The sequence below is a fragment of the Actinoplanes sp. NPDC049668 genome (assembly GCF_044465445.1).
Classification (GTDB): Bacteria; Actinomycetota; Actinomycetes; order Mycobacteriales; family Micromonosporaceae; genus Actinoplanes.
The window spans coordinates 415,029-432,465 of record NZ_JBITLR010000001.1 but is presented as its reverse complement, the minus strand read 5'-3'; the positions used below and the strand labels follow the sequence as shown (position 1 = coordinate 432,465).

At 72.4% G+C, this 17,437-nt stretch carries 16 protein-coding genes, 2 tRNA genes and 1 pseudogene; 10 read left to right on the top strand and 9 right to left on the bottom strand.

Annotated elements, in window-relative coordinates:
• Positions 1-77: 77 nt before the first annotated feature.
• Entirely contained in the window at positions 78-1,664 is a 1,587-nt protein-coding gene (gene cimA / locus ACIBSW_RS02010) for a citramalate synthase (RefSeq protein ID WP_354726060.1), read from the top strand.
• Positions 1,665-1,679: 15 nt separating this feature from the next.
• Here the strand turns inward: cimA and ACIBSW_RS02005 are convergent, their stop codons facing one another.
• The 5 genes from ACIBSW_RS02005 to ACIBSW_RS01985 all read right to left on the bottom strand — a co-directional run bounded on the left by ACIBSW_RS02005 (position 1,680) and on the right by ACIBSW_RS01985 (position 7,990).
• Positions 1,680-2,684 carry an endonuclease/exonuclease/phosphatase family protein gene (locus ACIBSW_RS02005; protein ID WP_354726062.1) on the bottom strand — a complete coding sequence of 335 codons (1,005 nt, stop codon included), beginning with the start codon at positions 2,682-2,684 and terminating at the stop codon, positions 1,680-1,682.
• Positions 2,685-2,742: 58 nt separating this feature from the next.
• On the bottom strand, positions 2,743-4,233 hold the full coding sequence (locus tag ACIBSW_RS02000) for a hypothetical protein (RefSeq protein WP_354726064.1): 1,491 nt from the start codon (positions 4,231-4,233) through the stop codon (positions 2,743-2,745).
• A gap of 83 nt (positions 4,234-4,316) precedes the next feature.
• Positions 4,317-5,663, bottom strand: coding sequence for a pitrilysin family protein (locus ACIBSW_RS01995; protein WP_354726066.1), 1,347 nt, complete (start codon positions 5,661-5,663; stop codon positions 4,317-4,319).
• Complete coding sequence (locus ACIBSW_RS01990) at positions 5,660-6,976, bottom strand: pitrilysin family protein (RefSeq protein WP_354726068.1); 1,317 nt, start codon at positions 6,974-6,976, stop codon at positions 5,660-5,662. The genes ACIBSW_RS01995 and ACIBSW_RS01990 overlap by 4 nt, the downstream gene beginning before the upstream one ends.
• 117 nt (positions 6,977-7,093) lie before the next feature.
• The gene (locus ACIBSW_RS01985; protein ID WP_354726070.1) at positions 7,094-7,990 is read right to left on the bottom strand and encodes a LysR substrate-binding domain-containing protein; all 897 of its coding nucleotides are present in this window, start codon (positions 7,988-7,990) and stop codon (positions 7,094-7,096) included.
• Between the two features lie 67 nt (positions 7,991-8,057).
• On the opposite strand from ACIBSW_RS01985, the gene ACIBSW_RS01980 reads away from it, so the two are divergent.
• From ACIBSW_RS01980 to ACIBSW_RS01970, 3 genes are all read left to right on the top strand, one after another.
• Entirely contained in the window at positions 8,058-8,909 is an 852-nt protein-coding gene (locus ACIBSW_RS01980; RefSeq protein WP_354726072.1) for an EamA family transporter, read from the top strand.
• Positions 8,910-9,051: 142 nt separating this feature from the next.
• Positions 9,052-9,474, top strand: a complete 423-nt coding sequence (gene arfB / locus ACIBSW_RS01975) for an alternative ribosome rescue aminoacyl-tRNA hydrolase ArfB (RefSeq protein WP_354726074.1) — start codon at positions 9,052-9,054, stop codon at positions 9,472-9,474.
• A 23-nt stretch (positions 9,475-9,497) separates the two neighbouring features.
• Positions 9,498-9,989 carry a hypothetical protein gene (locus tag ACIBSW_RS01970; RefSeq protein WP_354726076.1) on the top strand — a complete coding sequence of 164 codons (492 nt, stop codon included), beginning with the start codon at positions 9,498-9,500 and terminating at the stop codon, positions 9,987-9,989.
• A gap of 24 nt (positions 9,990-10,013) precedes the next feature.
• On the opposite strand, the gene ACIBSW_RS01965 is transcribed toward ACIBSW_RS01970, so the two are convergent.
• Together ACIBSW_RS01965 and ACIBSW_RS01960 are read right to left on the bottom strand one after the other, a co-directional pair.
• Complete coding sequence (locus tag ACIBSW_RS01965) at positions 10,014-10,595, bottom strand: ATP-binding protein (protein WP_354726078.1); 582 nt, start codon at positions 10,593-10,595, stop codon at positions 10,014-10,016.
• A 16-nt stretch (positions 10,596-10,611) separates the two neighbouring features.
• On the bottom strand, positions 10,612-11,550 hold the full coding sequence (locus ACIBSW_RS01960) for a 3-methyladenine DNA glycosylase (protein ID WP_354726080.1): 939 nt from the start codon (positions 11,548-11,550) through the stop codon (positions 10,612-10,614).
• Between the two features lie 187 nt (positions 11,551-11,737).
• Between ACIBSW_RS01960 and ACIBSW_RS01955 the strand changes: the two genes are divergently transcribed.
• Positions 11,738-12,541: a fumarylacetoacetate hydrolase family protein gene (locus ACIBSW_RS01955; protein ID WP_354726081.1), complete on the top strand. Its 804-nt coding sequence runs from the start codon at positions 11,738-11,740 to the stop codon at positions 12,539-12,541.
• Between the two features lie 51 nt (positions 12,542-12,592).
• Here the strand turns inward: ACIBSW_RS01955 and ACIBSW_RS01950 are convergent.
• A pseudogene (locus ACIBSW_RS01950) lies at positions 12,593-13,282 on the bottom strand (TetR/AcrR family transcriptional regulator); the annotation flags it as partial.
• Between the two features lie 55 nt (positions 13,283-13,337).
• Between ACIBSW_RS01950 and ACIBSW_RS01945 the strand changes: the two are divergent.
• The 4 genes from ACIBSW_RS01945 to ACIBSW_RS01930 all read left to right on the top strand — a co-directional run bounded on the left by ACIBSW_RS01945 (position 13,338) and on the right by ACIBSW_RS01930 (position 15,238).
• On the top strand, positions 13,338-14,138 hold the full coding sequence (locus tag ACIBSW_RS01945; protein WP_354726083.1) for an NAD(P)H-binding protein: 801 nt from the start codon (positions 13,338-13,340) through the stop codon (positions 14,136-14,138).
• 92 nt (positions 14,139-14,230) lie between these two features.
• Positions 14,231-14,302: transfer RNA gene (locus ACIBSW_RS01940), tRNA-Gln, on the top strand.
• A gap of 111 nt (positions 14,303-14,413) precedes the next feature.
• Positions 14,414-14,486, top strand: a tRNA-Glu gene (locus ACIBSW_RS01935).
• Between the two features lie 59 nt (positions 14,487-14,545).
• Positions 14,546-15,238 carry an MBL fold metallo-hydrolase gene (locus tag ACIBSW_RS01930; RefSeq protein ID WP_354726085.1) on the top strand — a complete coding sequence of 231 codons (693 nt, stop codon included), beginning with the start codon at positions 14,546-14,548 and terminating at the stop codon, positions 15,236-15,238.
• Between the two features lie 16 nt (positions 15,239-15,254).
• On the opposite strand, the gene ACIBSW_RS01925 is transcribed toward ACIBSW_RS01930, so the two are convergent.
• Positions 15,255-15,941: an IclR family transcriptional regulator gene (locus ACIBSW_RS01925; protein WP_023561932.1), complete on the bottom strand. Its 687-nt coding sequence runs from the start codon at positions 15,939-15,941 to the stop codon at positions 15,255-15,257.
• Positions 15,942-15,990: 49 nt separating this feature from the next.
• Between ACIBSW_RS01925 and leuC the strand changes: the two genes are divergently transcribed.
• Positions 15,991-17,436 carry a 3-isopropylmalate dehydratase large subunit gene (gene leuC / locus ACIBSW_RS01920; protein WP_354726087.1) on the top strand — a complete coding sequence of 482 codons (1,446 nt, stop codon included), beginning with the start codon at positions 15,991-15,993 and terminating at the stop codon, positions 17,434-17,436.
• The last annotated feature ends 1 nt before the right edge of the window (position 17,437 follow it).

Below are 17,437 nucleotides of genomic sequence, written 5' to 3'. Positions count from 1 at the left end.
TCGCCGACGTGCAGACCTCCCGCATCCGCGGGGGGTCTTTTTGTTGGGTCGTCAGTCTTCGGAAAGGAACCCCGCTCATGACCTACCAGGTGTTCGACACGACGTTGCGCGACGGCGCCCAGCGCGAGGGCATCAGCTACTCGGTCGCCGACAAACTGGCAGTCGCCCGGCTGCTGGACGAGTTCGGGGTCGGCTTCATCGAGGGCGGCTGGCCGGGCGCGATGCCCAAGGACACCGAGTTCTTCGCGCGGGCCCGCAAGGAGCTTGACCTGAAGCACGCCCTGCTTGTCGCGTTCGGTGCGACCCGCAAGGCCAACGTCGACGTCAAGACGGACCCGCAGGTGCAGGCCCTGCTGGACGCCGAGACGCCGGTCGTGTGCGTGGTCGCCAAGTCCGACATCCGGCACGTCGAGCGGGCGCTGCGCACCACCGGCGAGGAGAACCTCGCGATGGTCCGCGACACCGTCACCCACCTGGTCGCGAACGGCCGGCGCGCGTTCGTCGACTGCGAGCACTTCTTCGACGGCTTCCGCTACGACCCCGAATACACCGCCTCCGTGGTCAAGGCCGCGTTCGAGGCCGGCGCCGAGCGCGTCGTCATGTGCGACACCAACGGCGGCATGCTCCCGTCGATGATCACCGCCGCGATCCAGGACGTCGTGCGGCGCACCGGTGTCACCCCCGACCGGCTCGGCATCCACTGCCAGAACGACACCTCCTGCGCGGTCGCCAACACCGTCGCCGCCGTCGAGGCGGGCGTCGAACACTTCCAGTGCACGGCCAACGGCTACGGCGAGCGGCCCGGCAACGCCGACCTGTTCGCCGTCGTCAGCAACCTGCAACTCAAACTCGGGCTGAAGGTCCTACCGGACGGCTGCCTCGAGCAGGCGACGCGGGTGTCGACCGCGCTCGCCGAGATCGCCAACATCGCACCCGACACCCACCAGGCCTACGTCGGTGCCGCGGCTTTCGCTCACAAGGCGGGGCTGCACGCGAGCGCGATCAAGGTGGATCCGCTGCTCTACAACCACGTGGACCCGGCGGTCGTCGGGAACGACATGCGGATCCTGGTTACCGAGATGGCCGGCCGGGCCAGCATCGAGCTCAAGAGCCGCGAGCTCGGGCTGGAACTGGCCGGCCACCCGGACACCCTCACGTCGGTGACCCGCAAGGTCAAGGACCTGGAGGCGGGCGGCTGGTCCTTCGAGGCCGCCGACGCGTCCTTCGAGCTTCTGGTACGCAGCGAGCTGCCCGGCGAGGACTTCGTGCGGCCGTTCGCCCTCGAGTCGTACCGGGTGCAGGTCGAGCACCGCGAGGACGGCTCGGTGGTCTCCGAGGCGACCGTCAAGGTCCGGGTACGCGGCGAGCGGATCATCGCGACCGCCGAGGGCAACGGCCCGGTCAACGCGCTGGACGAGGCGCTGCGCGTCGCGCTCCTCAAGCACTACCCGGAGCTGAGGTCGTTCGAGCTGGCCGACTACAAGGTGCGCATCCTGGAGGGCTCGCACGGCTCAAACGCGATCACCCGCGTCCTGGTGGAGACCAGCGACGGCCACCGCGAGTGGACCACCGTCGGGGTGCACGAGAACGTCGTCGAGGCGAGCTGGAAGGCGCTCACCGACGCGCTCACCTACGGCCTGGCCAACACCACGGCGGCGGCCTGACCGGGGTTCCCCAGCTCAGGCGGCCGGGATCCTGATCTCGGCCAGGATGGCCCGGTGGTCGCTGCCCGTGACGTCGTGCACGCTCACCGGGCCGATGCCGAGGCGCTTGTCGGCCAGGACGTGGTCGATCGTCACCGGCGGCAGCGGGTCGCCGTCGTACGGTCCCCACGTTCCGGTCAGGCCCGCGCCGTCGGCGTCGGCCGCGTCGCGGTACCCGCTGTCGATCAGGTCGCGCAGCGGCGCGTGGTCGAGCGTCGAGTTGAAGTCGCCGAGCAGGATCCGGGGCACACCCTTCAGGTCGGCGCGCGGCTCCGCGTTCAGGTCGTCGCGCCAGTCATCCAGGACCTCGACCGCGTACGGTGCCAGCGGATGCGCCGACTCCACCACGACCGCGCCGGCACCCGGCGCCTGGATCGTGCCGTACGCCTGGTTGAAGCCGCCGCCGTTGCGCCGGACGCCCGGGTTGGTGATCGGGAAGCGGGAGTAGAGGCCGGAGCCGCCCGCGCCGTACTCGGGGGCGAGCGAGGAGTAGGGCAGCAGGTCGCCGAGCCCGGCCTCGGCCAGCCGGGCCTGCGCGCCCGGGCTGAACTCCTGCAGCGCGAGCACCGAGACGGCGTTGGCCCGGACCAGCCGGACGATCTCCGCCGCGTCCGCGTTGCCGAAGAGCATGTTCGACGTCATCACGTGCAGCGCGACGCCGCCCCGCGGCCCGCGGTCGCCGTCGGCGACCGCCCGGGGCAGCGTCACCATCGCGAAGACCGCGAGGGTCACCGCCGCGACGGTCGCCGCCACCCCGCGCCGGGTGGCCAGCGCCGCGATCACCGGCACCACCGACCACGCCGCGACGTACGGGGTGAACGCGAAGAGCTGCACCATCAGGCCCTGCTCCCAGCCGCCGAGGCGCAGCAGCGCCCAGGCCGCGCCGGGCAGCACGAGCAGCCAGAGCAGCAGCGGCCAGGCGACCCGCCGGACCCGCCCCCGGACCGGTTTCGTCTCGGGGGTGGCGGTGGCGATCGTCATGGCGGCGACGCTATCCGCCCGACGCCACCGTCACCGAGCGAAGCGGGGCCATGTCACATCATCGGTAAGGGTTGAAGTTCTGCGCGGCCATCAGGAACCAGGACGTCGCGCCGACGTGCTGGCGGGCGAAGTAGCCGAAGTCGAAGCCGGTCTCGAGCGGGCCGGTGGCCGCCACGATGCCCGAGCGGGCCGGCAGCGGCGTCCCGGTCCAGGTGCCGCCCTCGGCCGGGTCGCGCAGCCGGCCGTCGCCGGGGTCGGCGGTCCGGCCCACCGTCTGCCCGGCGCCGAGGCTCTCCTGCGCGATCACCGTCTGTGACAGCAGCCGCCGGGCCAGCGCCGCGTCGCCGCGCCCGCCGCGCCGCAGCAGCGCCAGGGCCGCGTGCCCGTTGCCCTCCAGCCAGACGGCGTCGCGGCTGCTCGCGACGGTGCTGCCGGAGACGTCGCCGGCGATGAGCTTGGCCTGGCTGCTGTAGGTCACGCCGGAGACGGCCCCGTCGGTGTTCCACAGGTTTCCGGTGACCCAGTCGACGGCGCCGCGGTGCTGCGGGTCGCCGATGCTCAGCAGCGCCCAGGTCTGCGCGTCCTCCGGGATGTTGCCGAGGTTGATCTGGTTCGGGTCCTCGCCCTCGCCGCCGAGCGTGCCGGTGCAGAGCCAGCCCGCGTGGTGCCACATGGCCCGTACGAAATGCTCCGCGACCGCGGCCCGGGCGGTCCAGCGCCGGTCCCTGGTCAGCTTGGCCAGCAGCGTGAAGAGCCCGTACGCGTCGATGTTGTGCTCGGTCGACGCCCAGTTCTGCGCGGTCTCGCCGTCGCTTTGCACGCCGCCGTGGTAGCCGCCGTAGCGGTACGGCGACTCCCGGGCCGCGATCCAGTGCCCGAGCGCGACGGCGCCGTCGAGGTACTTGGCGATCCGGGTGTCGGCGTACAGCTGCGCCAGCGCGAGGGCCACCCACGCCATGTCGCCGGTCGAGGAGCCGCCGAAGCCGTACGGCCGCAGGTACGCCGCCTTGCCGTCCGCGCGCCTGAGGCCGGGGTAGGCGGGCCCGCCGCCGTAGAAGACCATCGGGCCCGCCGCGTACGCCTGCCGCAGGCGCCCGTCGGAGTACGCCTCGTCGCTGGCCTGCGCCCAGAGCAGGGCGTCGCCGATGAGCCGGGCCCGGCGCACGTTCGCGACGGTCGGGTTCGCCAGGTAGGCCAGGGTCGCGAGCGCGTTGTCGTAGACGAACGCGGTCGTCATCAGCCCGCTCTCGTTGTTGTAGCTCTGCAGCAGGCGCGGCTCGCCGCCCTTGACGTAGGCGTCCTGCACCACGTCGAGGTAGTGGTACGCGCGGCCCGCCGGCCCGGCCAGGGCCCGGTCCACCAGGTGCCGCGGCTGACAGGTGCCGGCGGCGGCCGCGGCCTCCGGGGCACGCAGGGGCGCGGCGCTCGCGGCCGGCAGCACGAGCAGCCCGCGCCGGGAGAACGGCTCGGCGGCGGTGGAGAAGTTGGTGGGCATGGCGGGCTCCAGCGCGGAGGTGAGAGCGCTCTCGCAGGAGAGCGTCGGCGCCATTGAAACCCGTCCGGTACCCCGTGGCAATACGCCCGCCGCCCTCGGTGAAAAAAATTTCAATCCGAGGGCGGCAGGCGATGGGGTCAGACCTCCACGGTGACGATCTCGCCGATGCCGGTCGCCGCCAGCTCCTCGCGGATCAGCGCCGCGTCACCCTCGATGACCAGGGTCAGCCCGTCCGGGTGCAGGTGCGTCCGCGCGGCGAGCGAGACCTCGTCGACCGTGGCGCCGAGCAGGCCCTGCCGCAGCGTCGCGTAGTAGTCGTCGGGCAGGCCGTGCACCACCAGCGTGGCCAGCGAACTGGCGATCGCGCCCGGCGTCTGCATCTCGACCGTGAGCTGCCCGGCCCGCCAGGTCCGGGCCACCTCGAGCTCCTCCTCGGTCACGCCGTCCTGCCAGGTTCGGGTGATCTCGCCGACCGTGTCGACCAGCGCCGGCGCGGTCACCGCCGTCTGCACCGAGGTGCTGACGCCGAACCGGCCGAACCGCCGGGTCATCGCGAAGTCGGCGCGGATGCCGTAGGTGTAGCCCTTCACCTCGCGGATCAGGTGGTTGAGCCGGGAGGTGAACGCCCCGCCCAACACCGTCGCCGCCAGGGTCAGCGGCACGTACTGCGGGTGTGCCCGTTCCGGCGCCCGGTGGCCGAGGCGCAGCGTCGACTGCACCGAGCCGGGCCGGTCGACCAGCAGCACCCGGCGGCCGGTGCCGACCGAGACCTCCAGCGGCGGCGCCGGCGTCAGCGGCGCACCCGACGTGCCCGCGAACGCGAGCGCACCCAGCTCCGCCAGGTCCAGCCGCTCGAGGTCGCCCGCGACCAGCAGCACCCCGGCGCGGGAGAACCAGGAGCCGTGGAACGCCGCCACGTCCTCGGGGGTCACGGCGGCCACCGAGGTGGGGTCGCCGTGCAGCGGGCGGGCGTACCGCTCGCCGGTGCCGAACAGGTCCAGCCGCAGCGCGGCGTCGGCCCGCGGGCCGGGCTGCGCCCAGTCCATCCGCAGCCCGGTCACCTCGTCGTCGCGCACCCGCGCGACATCGGCCGGATCCAGGCGCGGGGTCCGGGCCGCCTCCGCGAGCAGGGCGACGGCCCGCGGCAGCAGGCCGGCCGGCACGGAGACGCCGACGCGGAACGCGTCCCAGTCCACCGACGTGGAGAGCTCGGCGCCCAGGCCCTCGAGGGCCAGCGCGAACGCCGCGGAGTCCCGGGCCGCCGTGCCCTCCTCGAGGCACTTGGCGAGCACGGTCGCGGTGCCCTCCCGGCCCGCGGTCTCGCGGGCGCCGCCGGCGTCGAGCAGCAGCGCGGCGGTGGCCAGGTACTGGCCCGGCATGTGCGCGGCGACGACCTCGCCGCCGGCGACCTGGACCCGCCGGATCGCCGGGAACTCGTACGGGCGGGGCTCGCCCGGGCCGGGTCGCGTGGCGACGAGGCTCATGCTTCGGTTCCTTCCTCGGGCAGGTACGTCAGGGTCACGCGGGACTGCGGATCGAGCGTGCGCGCGGCGTCGGCGACGTCCTGCGCCGTCACGGCCAGCAGCTGCGGCAGCCGGTACGCGGCGCTGGCCGCGTCGCCGAACTGGGTCGCATAGCGGCCGAGGGTGTCGGCACGGCCACCCACAGTGGACATCTGCCGCCACCACGAGGTGGTCAGCAGGGCCTTGGCCCGCTCCAGCTCCGCCTCGGTGACCGGCTCGGTCGCCATGCTGTCCAGCACCTCCGCGACCCCGGCGGTGAGCGTCGCCGCGTCGACGCCGTCCTTGGCGGTGGCGGTGACGATCAGCGGCGCCGGCGCGTGCGCGAGATCGACGCCGTAGGCGCCGACGTAGTCGGGCTGGGCGATCCGGGCGCCGTCGGCGAGCCGCTGGTAGAGCCGGCTGCCGCGGCCGCTGCCCAGCACGGTGGCGAGCACGGTGACGGCGTCGTATCCGGCCGTGCCGAACGGGTGGGTGCGGTGCGACAGGTAGACCCGCGGCGCCGGAACCTTGCCGGTAACGGTCTCGGCGACCGGCTCGGCGGCCGCGCCGGTCAGGTGCCCGCGCGGCGCCGGCGGGATGTCGGGCACCGCCTCGATCGCGCCGAAGTACTTCTCGGCGAGGGCGAAGACCGTGGCCGGCGAGGCGTCACCGGTCACCGTGAGCACCGCGTTGTTCGGCGCGTAGTACTGCTGGTGGAAGGCCTTGAAGGTGTCCAGGCCGGCGGCGTTCAGGTCCTCCATCGACCCGATCGTCGCGTGGTGGTACGGGTGCCCCTCGGGGTACAGCAGCGGCAGCAGGCGCAGCCACGCGTCGCCGTACGGCACGTTGTCGTAGCGCTGCCGGCGCTCGTTCTTGACCACCTCGCGCTGGTTGTCCAGGGTCTCCTGGGTCAGCGCCGGCACCAGGCCGCCCATCCGGTCGGCCTCCAGCCACAGGCCGAGCTCGAGGTGCTCGGCCGGCAGCGTCTCGAAGTAGTTCGTCCGGTCCGGGCTGGTGGTGGCGTTGAGGGAGCCGCCCGAGCCCTGCACCAGCTTCATGTGCTCGGTCTTCTCGACGTGCTGCGAGCCCTCGAACATCAGGTGCTCGAAGAGGTGCGCGAAGCCGGTCTGTCCGGCGGGTTCGTGCCGTGAGCCGACGTCGTACCAGAGGTTCACGCACACCACGGGCGCGCTGTTGTCCTCGCTGACGACGATGCGCAGCCCGTTGTCCAGGCGCGCGGTTTCGATGGGCCACGGATAGCCGGTCTCGGCGACCGGTGCGGGCTGAGCAGACACGCAACCTCCCTGTAGCGGCACCCGCCCATCGGCGGCGCCGCGTCCAGTATCCCGTCTTCGCAGGTCGATCCGCTCCTTCGGTACGCTTTCGGGCTCAGTTGATGAGATCGGCCCAGGTCATTCCCCGGTCGCGACGCTGGCGCGCAGGGCCTCGCGGAAGACTTGGATCCGGGGCTGCCCGCCGGCGCCGCCGCGCACCGCGGTGAACAGCCGGCGCCGGGGACGGCCGGGCAGGTGGTGCAGCCGCACCGTGCCCGGCGAGCGGTCGGTCCAGAGCAGATCGGGCAGGAACGCGACCGCGTGCCCGGTCTCCACGAGCCGGACCTGCAGCAGCAGGTCGCCGCTGGCGAACCGCACGTCGGGCTCGAAGCCGGCGTCGCGGCACATGTTCCGCGCCCACTGCCCGGGCGCGAGATCGGCGGGGTCGAAGACGAACGGCGCCCCGGCCAGGTCGGCGAGCCGGGCCCGGCTCCACGGCCCGTCGGGCGGCACGGCGAACCGCATCTCGTCGTACGAGAGGTCCTCCTCGTCGACGCCGGGCATCCGCGGCTGCGGCAGGCCCGGGTACTCCTCGCCGAGCACCAGGTCGAAGTCGTGCGCGACCAGCCCGGCGATGGCCTCCGCGGCGTCGCATTGGGTGATCTGGACGCGCAGCGCGGGATGCCGCGCGGCGAGCGACGACAGCGCGGACGGCACGAGCGCGAGCATCACCGACTGGAACGAGGCGACCCGCAGCCCGCCCGTGACCTCCGTCATGCTCCGGGCCAGATCGGCCTCGGCGAGCTCGAGCCGCTCGAGGATCACCTCGGTGTGCCGGACCAGGATCCGAGCCTGCTCGGTGAGCCGCACGCCGCGGCCGACGTGCTCGAGCAGGGTCGCGCCGGTCTCGGCCTCAAGCTGCGTGAGCTGCTGCGATATGGCCGAGGGACTGTACGAGAGCGCCCGCGCCACGGCGGCCAGGGTGCCGCGCCGGTCCAGCTCGCGGAGCAGCCGCAGCCGATGAACGTCCAGCATGGCTAATCATTATTGCTCAGAAACATTCGCTGGACGAATCAATGGTCGCCGGGCGAACGTGTGAGCCATGCGAAACGCCGTCCTCATGGTCCTCGGCTCCTGCGCCAGCCTGCAGATCGGCGCGGCCCTGGCCGCCCACCTCTTCCCGGCGACGGGCAGCGCCGGCGCGACCCTGCTGCGCCTCGCCATGGCGGCGGCCGTGCTGCTGGTGCTGGCCCGCCCGGCGGTGCGGACCTGGCGCCGCGACCAGTGGCGCGAGGTGCTGCTGCTCGGCGCGGCGCTGGCCGGCATGAACGGCTTCTTCTACGCGGCCATCGCCCGGATCCCGCTCGGCATCGCGGTGACGATCGAGTTCCTCGGCCCCCTGACGCTGGCCGCGGTGCTGTCCCGGCGCGGCCGCGACCTCATCTGGGTGGCCCTGGCCGCGGCCGGCATCTCGACGCTCGGCTGGACCGGCCCGAACGCCACCGGCCTCGACCCGCTGGGCGTGACGTACGTGCTGATCGCGGCGGTGTTCTGGGCGCTGTACATCCTGGCGAGCACCCGGGCCGGCGCGGCGGTACCCGGTCAGGGTGGCCTCGCCGTGGCGATGACCGCCGGCGCAGTCCTGCTGGTACCCGGCGGGCTGGCCGGCGCCGCCGCGGCGCTGACCTCGCCGCACCTGCTGCTGCTCGCGCTGGGCACGTGCCTGCTGGCGTCGGTGATCCCGTACACGCTCGAGCTGTCGGCCCTGCGCCGGCTGCCGCAGCGGGTCTTCGGCGTCCTGCTGAGCCTGGAACCGGCGGTGGCGGCGCTGGCCGGCTGGCTCCTGCTGTCACAGGCCATGTCCCTGAAGGCGGTGGCCGGGGTGGCCGTCGTGGTCCTGGCCAGCATCGGCTCCACGGTCTCCAGCGCACGCAGCCCCGTCCCCGTTTCTTGATCCAATAACTGCCTGGCGGGTGCGGCCGGGCGGGTGCGATGCTGTGCCACATGGCGGATGACGTGCGGATGAGCAAGCAGCGGACCGGTACGGCCGCGGCGCTCGCTCGGCGTGCCCCGCTGCCCTCGGCGAGGGGTGCCGCATGGCCGACGTGCTGATCCGGCCGGGCCTCGCCATCCCCGAGGCCGAGCTGAGCTGGCGGTTCTCCCGCTCCAGCGGCCCCGGCGGCCAGGGCGTGAACACCACGGACTCGCGGGTCGAGCTGTCCTGGAACCTGCTGGCCTCCAGCCTGCTCTCGCCGGCGCTCAAGGAGCGGGCGGTCGAGCGCCTCGGCAGCCGGCTGGTCGACGGCGTGCTGACCATCACCGCGTCCGAACACCGCTCCCAGCTGCGCAACCGGGAGGCGGCCGAGGCCCGCCTCGCCATGCGGGTCGGCGAGGCCATCGCGCCCCCGCCCCGCCAGCGCCGCCCGACCAAGCCGTCCCGCGGATCGGTCGAGCGCCGCATCGGCGAGAAGAAGCGCCGCGCCCAGATCAAACGCAACCGCCGCGGAGATACGGACTGACCCTGCCACCCGCGAGAACCAAGATGATCAAGCGCCTGTCGGTAGCGGCCGGCGCTCTTTCCCTCGTGGCGATGGCCCTCGCCGGGTGGCTGTGGGTGGATCGCGGCGTGGGGGTCGGGCTCCGCGGGCACGCCGAGGAGATCCTGGCGCGGCACGGCAGCGGCCGGCCGCCGCCGTCGGGCCCGTTCCTGATCGGGACCAATGTCGAATCCGCTTCGACGGTCGAGGGCGGCACCCGCTTGACCGTGGAATTCGTCGGCGAGGCGCCGGGAAACGGTCCGTGCGAACGCGACTACTACGCGGAGGCGTTCGAGTCGGAAAGCGCCGTGGTGGTGGTTCTCGAGGGGAAACCCCGAAGTCTGCTCGAACGGCTCAACCTGGGCTTCGGCGAGGAGTCATGCCTCCTCATCGGGCATCGCCGCACCGCAACGGTCGTCCTCACGCGGCCGTTGGGCGACAGGCCCGTCCTGGACGGGCACAGTGCCGATCCGGTCGCGGTGGTCGTCAGCGGCTGACGCGGCGGTTCCTAAACTCCGGCACTACGTGGTCGATGGCCGGCGGTCAGGACACCCGGCCGCCTGGACGAAGGCTGCGATTTCGTCGAGGCCGGGGCGGTATTCGTCGCTGGTGTCGACATCGATCTCGGGCACGTCGAGCTGGACGCGGTGAAAGCCGTTGTGTTCTGCCGCATGCGTTTGCCGGGTGAGGAGGTGCGTGTCGGCGTGTGCGCGGCGGGTGCTGTTCTCGTCCTGTCGGCGCTGGATGCGGGTCCTGGCGATTTCCGCTGTGACCTGACAGTGGACGACTCGAATGTCGGAGATCTCGGGTAGGTGTTGCAGGTGTGGGCGCCAGAGCCGGTCCTGGAAGGCTGCTTCGGCCACCGTGGTGACGCCCGCGTTCAGGAGTAGCTCGAGTACCTGGAAGAACGTCGGCAAGGTGCGTCGAGTGAGCTCGTCGCTGGGAGCGGCGACGAAGTCGCCGGTGGCGTGGACCATTCCCTCTTTGATCTCGTCCCGGCAGATTGCCGGACAGCCGATCTTGCGGGCGAGTCGATGGGCCAGGGTGGTCTTGCCGGCGCCGGGCGGGCCGCTGACGACGACGAGGACTGGTTTTCTGCTCACCACGTCGTCATCGGGATCAGGTGTTGTGTGGGGCCACGGCGTTGCGGTTCTCGGCGGCCAGGGCCGGGCCGAGGAGTTCGTCGCAGACGCGGATCAGACGGTGGCGTAGTGCGGCCGCGCGGCGGGCGAACTCGCGTTGGCGGGCCACGTACTCGGCCTTGCCCTCCGCGGTTTCGATCTTCACGGGCTCCTGGCCGTACGAGGAGAGGTCGTAGGGGCTGGCCTGCATGTCGAGCAGGCGGATGTCGCCGGCCAGGGCGAAGCAGTCGAGCGCGAGCGCGCCGGGCACCGCCGGGCCGAGCTTGCTCGCCCACTTGTGGCAGTCCATCGCCGCGTGCAGGCAGCCCGGCTGGTCCAGGTCGACCTGGGTGGCGCGGGTCGGCTGCAGGCGGTTGAGGCCGACCGCCTCCGGGGTGAAGAAGCGGAACGCGTCGAAGTGGGTGCAGCGGACCGGGTGCTGCTCGACCACCTGGTCGGTGCCGGCCTGGCCGAGGCGCAGCGGCAGCGAGTGCCGGTGCTCCGGCTGGCGGTAGACCATCGCCCACTCGTGCAGGCCGAAGCAGCCGGAGAACGCGGGCCGCGACGCGGTCGCGGTGAGCAGGCCGTGTATGTAGCGCACGCTCTCGCCGCGGGCGTGCATGTATGCCTCGACGTCGAGGGTGACGACGCCGTCGGTGTGTGCCTTGTACCACTTCCAGGCCGAGTGCTCGGCCAGGCCGCCGGGCGCCGCGGCCAGGCCGGTGCCGATGCCGGGGTGCCAGCGGCGCAGCTGGGCCGGGCGGGTGCCGTAGTAGTCGTACAGGAAATCCTCTATGGCGTGCTTCTCGCCCTTGGCCTTGCGGGCGCGGTGGCCGGCTGTCATCACGTCGGCGCGCTCGGTGTGGGCTCGGGCCAGCGGGATCCAGCTGACCGAGGGCAGCACGGTGGTCAGCGCGTGGGTTTCGCTGATCCGCATCGCACCAGCGTATCCAGCAAGTCCACTCCTATCGAGCCTCGGTGTGGTCTGTGGTGAGGAACGCCCGAATGGGTTTCGCACGCCCGGATTTGTGACGTCGGCCACCCCGACTTGCCGCCGGAGGGCGGCGCGGGGCGGCGCGTAGCCTCGAAGCTGCGTGTTCGTCGCTTAATGGATGGGGTTATCCGTGCGTTTCGCTCGTTTTGTTCATGCCGGTGGCGTGTCCTTCGGAGTCGTCGAGGGTGAGGCGGGTGCCGGCGCCAAGGGCCTGACCGTCGCGGAGATCGGCAGCCTCCCGTTCGAGCAGGTGCGCTTCACCGGTCAGCGCTGGGCACTCGCCGACGTCCGGCTGCTCGCGCCGATCTTCTCCAGCAAGGTGATCGGCGTCGGCCGCAACTACGCGGAGCACGCCGCCGAGCTGGGCAACGAGGTGCCGAAGGAGCCGCTGATCTTCATCAAGCCGTCCACCTCGGTGATCGGCCCGAACGACGCGATCCGGATCCCGCCGCAGTCGAGCCAGGTCGAGCACGAGGCCGAGCTGGCGGTCGTGATCGGCGCGACCGGCGCCCGCCGGGTGGACCGGGCCGGCGCGGAGAAGGCGATCTTCGGCTACACCTGCGGCAACGACGTGACCGCGCGGGACCTGCAGCGCACCGACCCGCAGTGGACCCGGGCCAAGGGCTTCGACTCGTTCTGCCCGATCGGGCCGTGGATCGAGACCGAGCTCGACGTCAGCGACCTCGAGGTGCGCTGCGAGGTCGGCCGCAACCCGGACGCGATGGAGGTGCGCCAGCTCGGCCGCACCAAGGACATGGTGTTCGACGTGCCGACCCTGGTGTCGTACGTGTCACATGTCATGACGCTGCTGCCCGGCGACATCATCCTGACCGGCACGCCGGCTGGGGTGAGCCAGATCGTCACCGGCGAGACCGTCTCGGTGAGCGTTCAGGGCATCGGGGAGCTGCGCAACCCGGTCGTCTCGCTGGACTGAGATCCCGTCCAGGATCAGCCGCAGGCCGAGGGCGAACGCGTCCGCGGCCTGCTGGTCCGGCCCGCGGTCGAAGCCGCCGGCGTTCCACAGCTCCGTCATGGCGGGGTGCTGCTCGACGTCGAACCACTGCTCCCACAGCTGGCCGCGCTGACCCCACCACGCGTCGTTGGACTGGCCGCTGGCCCGGCGCAGCTGGGCGTTCTCGCCCTCCTGCCGGGCCGCGGCGGTCACGAACATGACGATCGTCACCGCCGCCGTGTTGCGCCGCGCCACCGGCACGGCGCCGAGGGTGGAGAGCACGTACTCGCTCTCGCGGAGCATTCCGGGGCCGAGCGGCGGGCGGACCCGGGAGACCTCGGACAGCCAGGGGTGCGCTCGGTACATCGCCAGCGTGCGGTCGGCGTACAGCTGGATCTGGTCCCGCCAGGGACCGGGCCGCTCGTCGCCCGGGCCGGGCAGGCGCCTCCCGCCGAGCACGTCGTCGACCATCAGCTCGACCAGCTCGGTGCGCGACGGCACGTATGTGTAGAGCGTCATTGTCGCGACGCCGAGCCGCGCGGCCACCCGGGCCATCGAGGCCGCCGCGAGGCCGTCGGTGTCGGCGATGGCGATGCCGGCCGCGACCACGTCGTCGACGCTGAGCCGCGGCGGCCGCCCGGTCGTGGCCTTGCGCGCCGTCCGGTGCCGCCAGAGCAGGGGCAGGATCCGGTCGGGATCGGTCGCCCCGCTGAACTCCGTCATCTCGTATACCCTACGAGAAGAGTTTCCGTAGCCCATACGATAACTGGGGGGCGACATGAAGATCCTCGTTACCGGCGCCACCGGCGGCGTCGGCCGGCTGGTCGTCGACGAACTGCTCGCGCTCGGCGCCACCGACGTCCGCGCGCTCACGGTCAACCCCGCCCGGGCCGGCCTGCCGGACTCCGTCGAGGTCGTCCGCGGGTACGTCGGCCGGCCCGAGACCCTGCCCGGCGCCCTCGCGGGCGTCGACCGCATGTACCTGGCGCCGGTGATCGAGACCAACGCGCAGACCTGCCGGCTGGCGGCGGAGGCCGGGGTGCGGCGCATCGTGGACATGGCCGGCGCCAAGGGTGACCACTGGCAGGCGATCGAGGACGGGGTCGAGGCGTGCGGGGTGCCTTACGTGCATCTCGAGCCCGGCGAGTTCATGACCAACTCGGGGATCTGGGCGGCGCAGCTCGCGGCGGGCGACGTGGTCCGCGACGGCTACGGCTCGGCCGCGAACGCGCCCATCGCGCTCGCGGACATCGCCGCGGTCGCGGCCCGCTGCCTGCTCGAGGACGGGCACGAGGGCCGGTCGTACGAGCTGACCGGCCCGGAGTCGCTCACCCGGCGGCAACGGGTCGAGCAGATCGGCGCGGCTCTGGGCCGCGAGCTCACCTACGTAGACCTGCCGCACGAGGAGCTCGTGGCCCAGCTCACCGAGGCCATGGGCGAGTACGGGTGCTGGTACGCCGACGGCCTCGCCGAGCTGGCCCGGTACCCGCAGGCCGCGGTGCCGACCGTCGCCGAGCTCACCGGGCGGCCCGCCACGACGTTCGCCGAGTGGGCCCGGGGCACCGACGTCTTCGGGTAGCCGCGGGGACACGGAACGCAGGGTGGTGACCCGATTTGTTCGCCACCACGCGCTCGGGTAGAGTTCCCACTCGGTACGGCAAGCCGTACCAATGGGGTATGGGGTAATTGGCAGCCCGACTGATTCTGGTTCAGTTAGTCTAGGTTCGAGTCCTGGTACCCCAGCGCGACTGTTCCGCAAGGGCGGTGGTGCTGGACTTCTGATAGAGTTCCGCACCGTTGCTCGAGCGAGAAGCGGAAGCAAAGCAAGGCAAGATCGGAAGTTCAGCGTGTCCCGGCCCCGTCGTCTAGCGGCCTAGGACGCCGCCCTCTCAAGGCGGTAGCGAGGGTTCGAATCCCTTCGGGGCTACAAACGCAAGCGGCCCGTGTCGATCGACACGGGCCGCTGCTTTGTGTTCGGGTTCACTGGTGACGGACATCAGCGTGCGCAGGGTCGACTTCGGCTACTTCATCCGGCCCGCGACCGAGACCGGCACGGGCGCGCCCCGCGTCGAGCCCTGCCTCGGCTATCTCGTCGAACACCCGGACGGCCTGCTGCTGGTCGACACCGGCATGGGCGCGGACCCGGCGGTGGACGCGCATTACCGGCCGCACCGCGTACCGATGGCGGCGGCGCTCGCCGCGGCCGGCGCCGCGGTCGGTGACGTGCGGCACGTGGTCAACTGCCACCTGCACTTCGACCACAGCGGCGGCAATCCCGAGCTGGCGGGCCGACCGATCTACACCCAGCGCGTCGAGCTGGACCTCGCCCGCACCGCGGAGCACCACACCCTGCCCTGGCTGATCGACGGCCCGGGCACGGTCTACGTCGAGCTGGACGGCGAGGCCGAGATCCTGCCGGGCGTGGTGATCGTGCCGACGCCGGGCCACACGGCCGGCCATCAGTCGCTGGTGGTGCGCCGCGGCGACGGCACGGTGATCGTCGCCGGGCAGAGCCACGACCACGCGGTGGGTTTCACGGGTGACGTGCTCGCCGGCAGGGCCGGGCGCGACGGCGCCGGGCCGCCCCTGCCGGTGCCGCCGGCCTGGATGGACCGGCTGCTGGGATTCGACCCGGCGCGGGTGGTGTTCGCACACGACAACGCCGTCTGGACGCCGTGAGCGCCCGGGTGGACCGTCAGAGGCCGCTCAGGCGCTGTCCGGCGCGGACCACGGCCATCGCGTGGCGCTCGCCCGGGCGGCGGCCCAGCCGCTCGATCGGGCCGCTTATCGAGATCGAGGCGATCACCCGGCCGGTGCGGTCGCGGATCGGTGCCGAGACGCTGGCGACGCCCGGCTCGCGCTCCGCGACGCTCTGCGCCCACCCGCGCCGGCGCACCTCGGCCAGCGTCCGGCCGGTGAACTTGCAGCGCGGAAGCAGCGGCATCACGGCCTCGGGCGGCTCCCAGGCGAGTAAGATCTGTGCCGCGGACCCGGCCACCATCGGCAACACCGAGCCAACCGGCACGGTGTCGCGCAGGCCGCTCGCGCGCTCCGCCGCGGCAACGCAGATCCGTTCGTCCGCCCGGCGCAGATACAGCTGCGCGCTCTCGCCGGTCGCGTCACGCAGCGCCGAGAGCAGCGGTTCCGCCGCCGTCAGCAGCACGTCGGGCGCCGCGTTCGCGAGCTCGCCCAGGCGCGGCCCGGGGCGCCAGCGGCCCTGGGTGTCCCGGACCAGCATCCGGTGGATCTCCAACGCCTGGGCCAGCCGGTGTGCGGTCGCCCGCGGCAGCTTCGTCCGGTCGACCAATTCGGCAAGGCTGGCGCCGTCGACACAGGCCGCGAGGATGACCACCGCCTTGTCGAGAACGCCGACACCGCTCATACTGTGTCCCACAAGCCGAAACATACCTCCCAGAATTTAGGATGTCCAGATGGTGGGAGTCACTCCGAAGCCGAGGACCCTGGCCGAGAAGGTCTGGGACGACCATGTCGTGCGTGCTGCCGAGGGTGAGCCTGATCTGCTCTACATCGACCTGCACCTGCTGCACGAGGTGACCAGCCCGCAGGCCTTCGACGGCCTGCGGCTGGCCGGGCGCCGGGTCCGGCGCACCGATCTCACGCTCGCGACCGAGGACCACAACACCCCGACCGGGTACGCCGACCCGGCGTTCAACACCCGCCGCGGCGACCTGCTGACGATCCTCGACACCGTGTCGCGCACGCAGATCGAGACCCTGCGCAAGAACTGCGCCGAGTTCGGCGTGCAGATCCGCTCGCTCGGCAATGTGGAGCAGGGCATCGTCCACGTGATCGGGCCGCAGCTCGGGCTCACCCAGCCCGGCACGACGATCGTCTGCGGCGACTCGCACACCGCGACGCACGGCGCGTTCGGCGCGCTGGCCTTCGGCATCGGCACCAGCGAGGTCGAGCACGTGCTCGCCACCCAGACGCTGCCGCAGGCCAAGCCGAAGACGATGGCGGTCGTGGTCGACGGCGAGCTGCACGACGACGCGTCGGCCAAGGACCTGATCCTCGCGCTCATCACCCAGACCGGCACCGGCGGCGGCAACGGCCACATCGTCGAGTACCGGGGCGAGGCCATCCGCAAGCTCTCCATGGAGGGCCGGATGACCATCTGCAACATGTCGATCGAGTGGGGCGCCAAGGCCGGCATGATCGCGCCGGACGAGACCACGTTCGAGTACCTCAAGGGCCGCGAGCACGCGCCGCAGGGCGCCGACTGGGACGCCGCTGTCGACTACTGGCGCACGCTCGCGACCGACGAGGGCGCCGAGTACGACACCGTGATCCACATCGACGCCTCCACCATCCACCCGTTCGTCACCTGGGGCACCAACCCGGGCCAGGGCGCGCCGCTGAACAGCGTGGTGCCGGACCCCGAGGAGTTCGTCGAGGAGTCGGAGCGCAGCGCCGCCCGCCGGGCCCTGGAGTACATGGGCCTCGAGGCCGGCACGCCGCTCAAGGACGTCGCCGTCGACGTGGTCTTCGTCGGCTCCTGCACCAACGGGCGCCTCGAGGACCTGCGGGCGGCCGCCGACGTGCTGCGCGGCCACCGGGTGCACGACGGCGTACGCATGATGGTCGTGCCCGGGTCCTACCAGGTCCGCGAGGCCGCCGAGGCGGAAGGGCTCGACCGGGTCTTCACCGAGGCGGGCGCCGAGTGGCGGTTCGCCGGCTGCTCCATGTGCCTGGGCATGAACCCGGACACGCTCAGCCCCGGCCAGCGCGCCGCGTCAACGTCCAACCGCAACTTCGAGGGCCGGCAGGGCCGCGGTGGGCGTACCCACCTGGTCTCGCCGCAGGTCGCCGCCGCCACCGCCGTGGTGGGCCGGCTGGCCGCCCCGGCAGACCTCTGAG

Coding starts and splice junctions, on each gene's coding strand:
- arfB (WP_354726074.1), top strand. CDS start 9,052: ATGGCCGACGTGCTGATCCGGCCGGGCCTCGCCATCCCCGAGGCCGAG.
- ACIBSW_RS01970 (WP_354726076.1), top strand. CDS start 9,498: ATGATCAAGCGCCTGTCGGTAGCGGCCGGCGCTCTTTCCCTCGTGGCG.
- ACIBSW_RS02000 (WP_354726064.1), bottom strand. CDS start 4,233: ATGGCGCCGACGCTCTCCTGCGAGAGCGCTCTCACCTCCGCGCTGGAG.
- ACIBSW_RS01980 (WP_354726072.1), top strand. CDS start 8,058: ATGCGAAACGCCGTCCTCATGGTCCTCGGCTCCTGCGCCAGCCTGCAG.
- ACIBSW_RS02005 (WP_354726062.1), bottom strand. CDS start 2,684: ATGACGATCGCCACCGCCACCCCCGAGACGAAACCGGTCCGGGGGCGG.
- ACIBSW_RS01945 (WP_354726083.1), top strand. CDS start 13,338: ATGAAGATCCTCGTTACCGGCGCCACCGGCGGCGTCGGCCGGCTGGTC.
- leuC (WP_354726087.1), top strand. CDS start 15,991: ATGGTGGGAGTCACTCCGAAGCCGAGGACCCTGGCCGAGAAGGTCTGG.
- ACIBSW_RS01925 (WP_023561932.1), bottom strand. CDS start 15,941: ATGAGCGGTGTCGGCGTTCTCGACAAGGCGGTGGTCATCCTCGCGGCC.
- cimA (WP_354726060.1), top strand. CDS start 78: ATGACCTACCAGGTGTTCGACACGACGTTGCGCGACGGCGCCCAGCGC.
- ACIBSW_RS01985 (WP_354726070.1), bottom strand. CDS start 7,990: ATGCTGGACGTTCATCGGCTGCGGCTGCTCCGCGAGCTGGACCGGCGC.
- ACIBSW_RS01995 (WP_354726066.1), bottom strand. CDS start 5,663: ATGAGCCTCGTCGCCACGCGACCCGGCCCGGGCGAGCCCCGCCCGTAC.
- ACIBSW_RS01960 (WP_354726080.1), bottom strand. CDS start 11,550: ATGCGGATCAGCGAAACCCACGCGCTGACCACCGTGCTGCCCTCGGTC.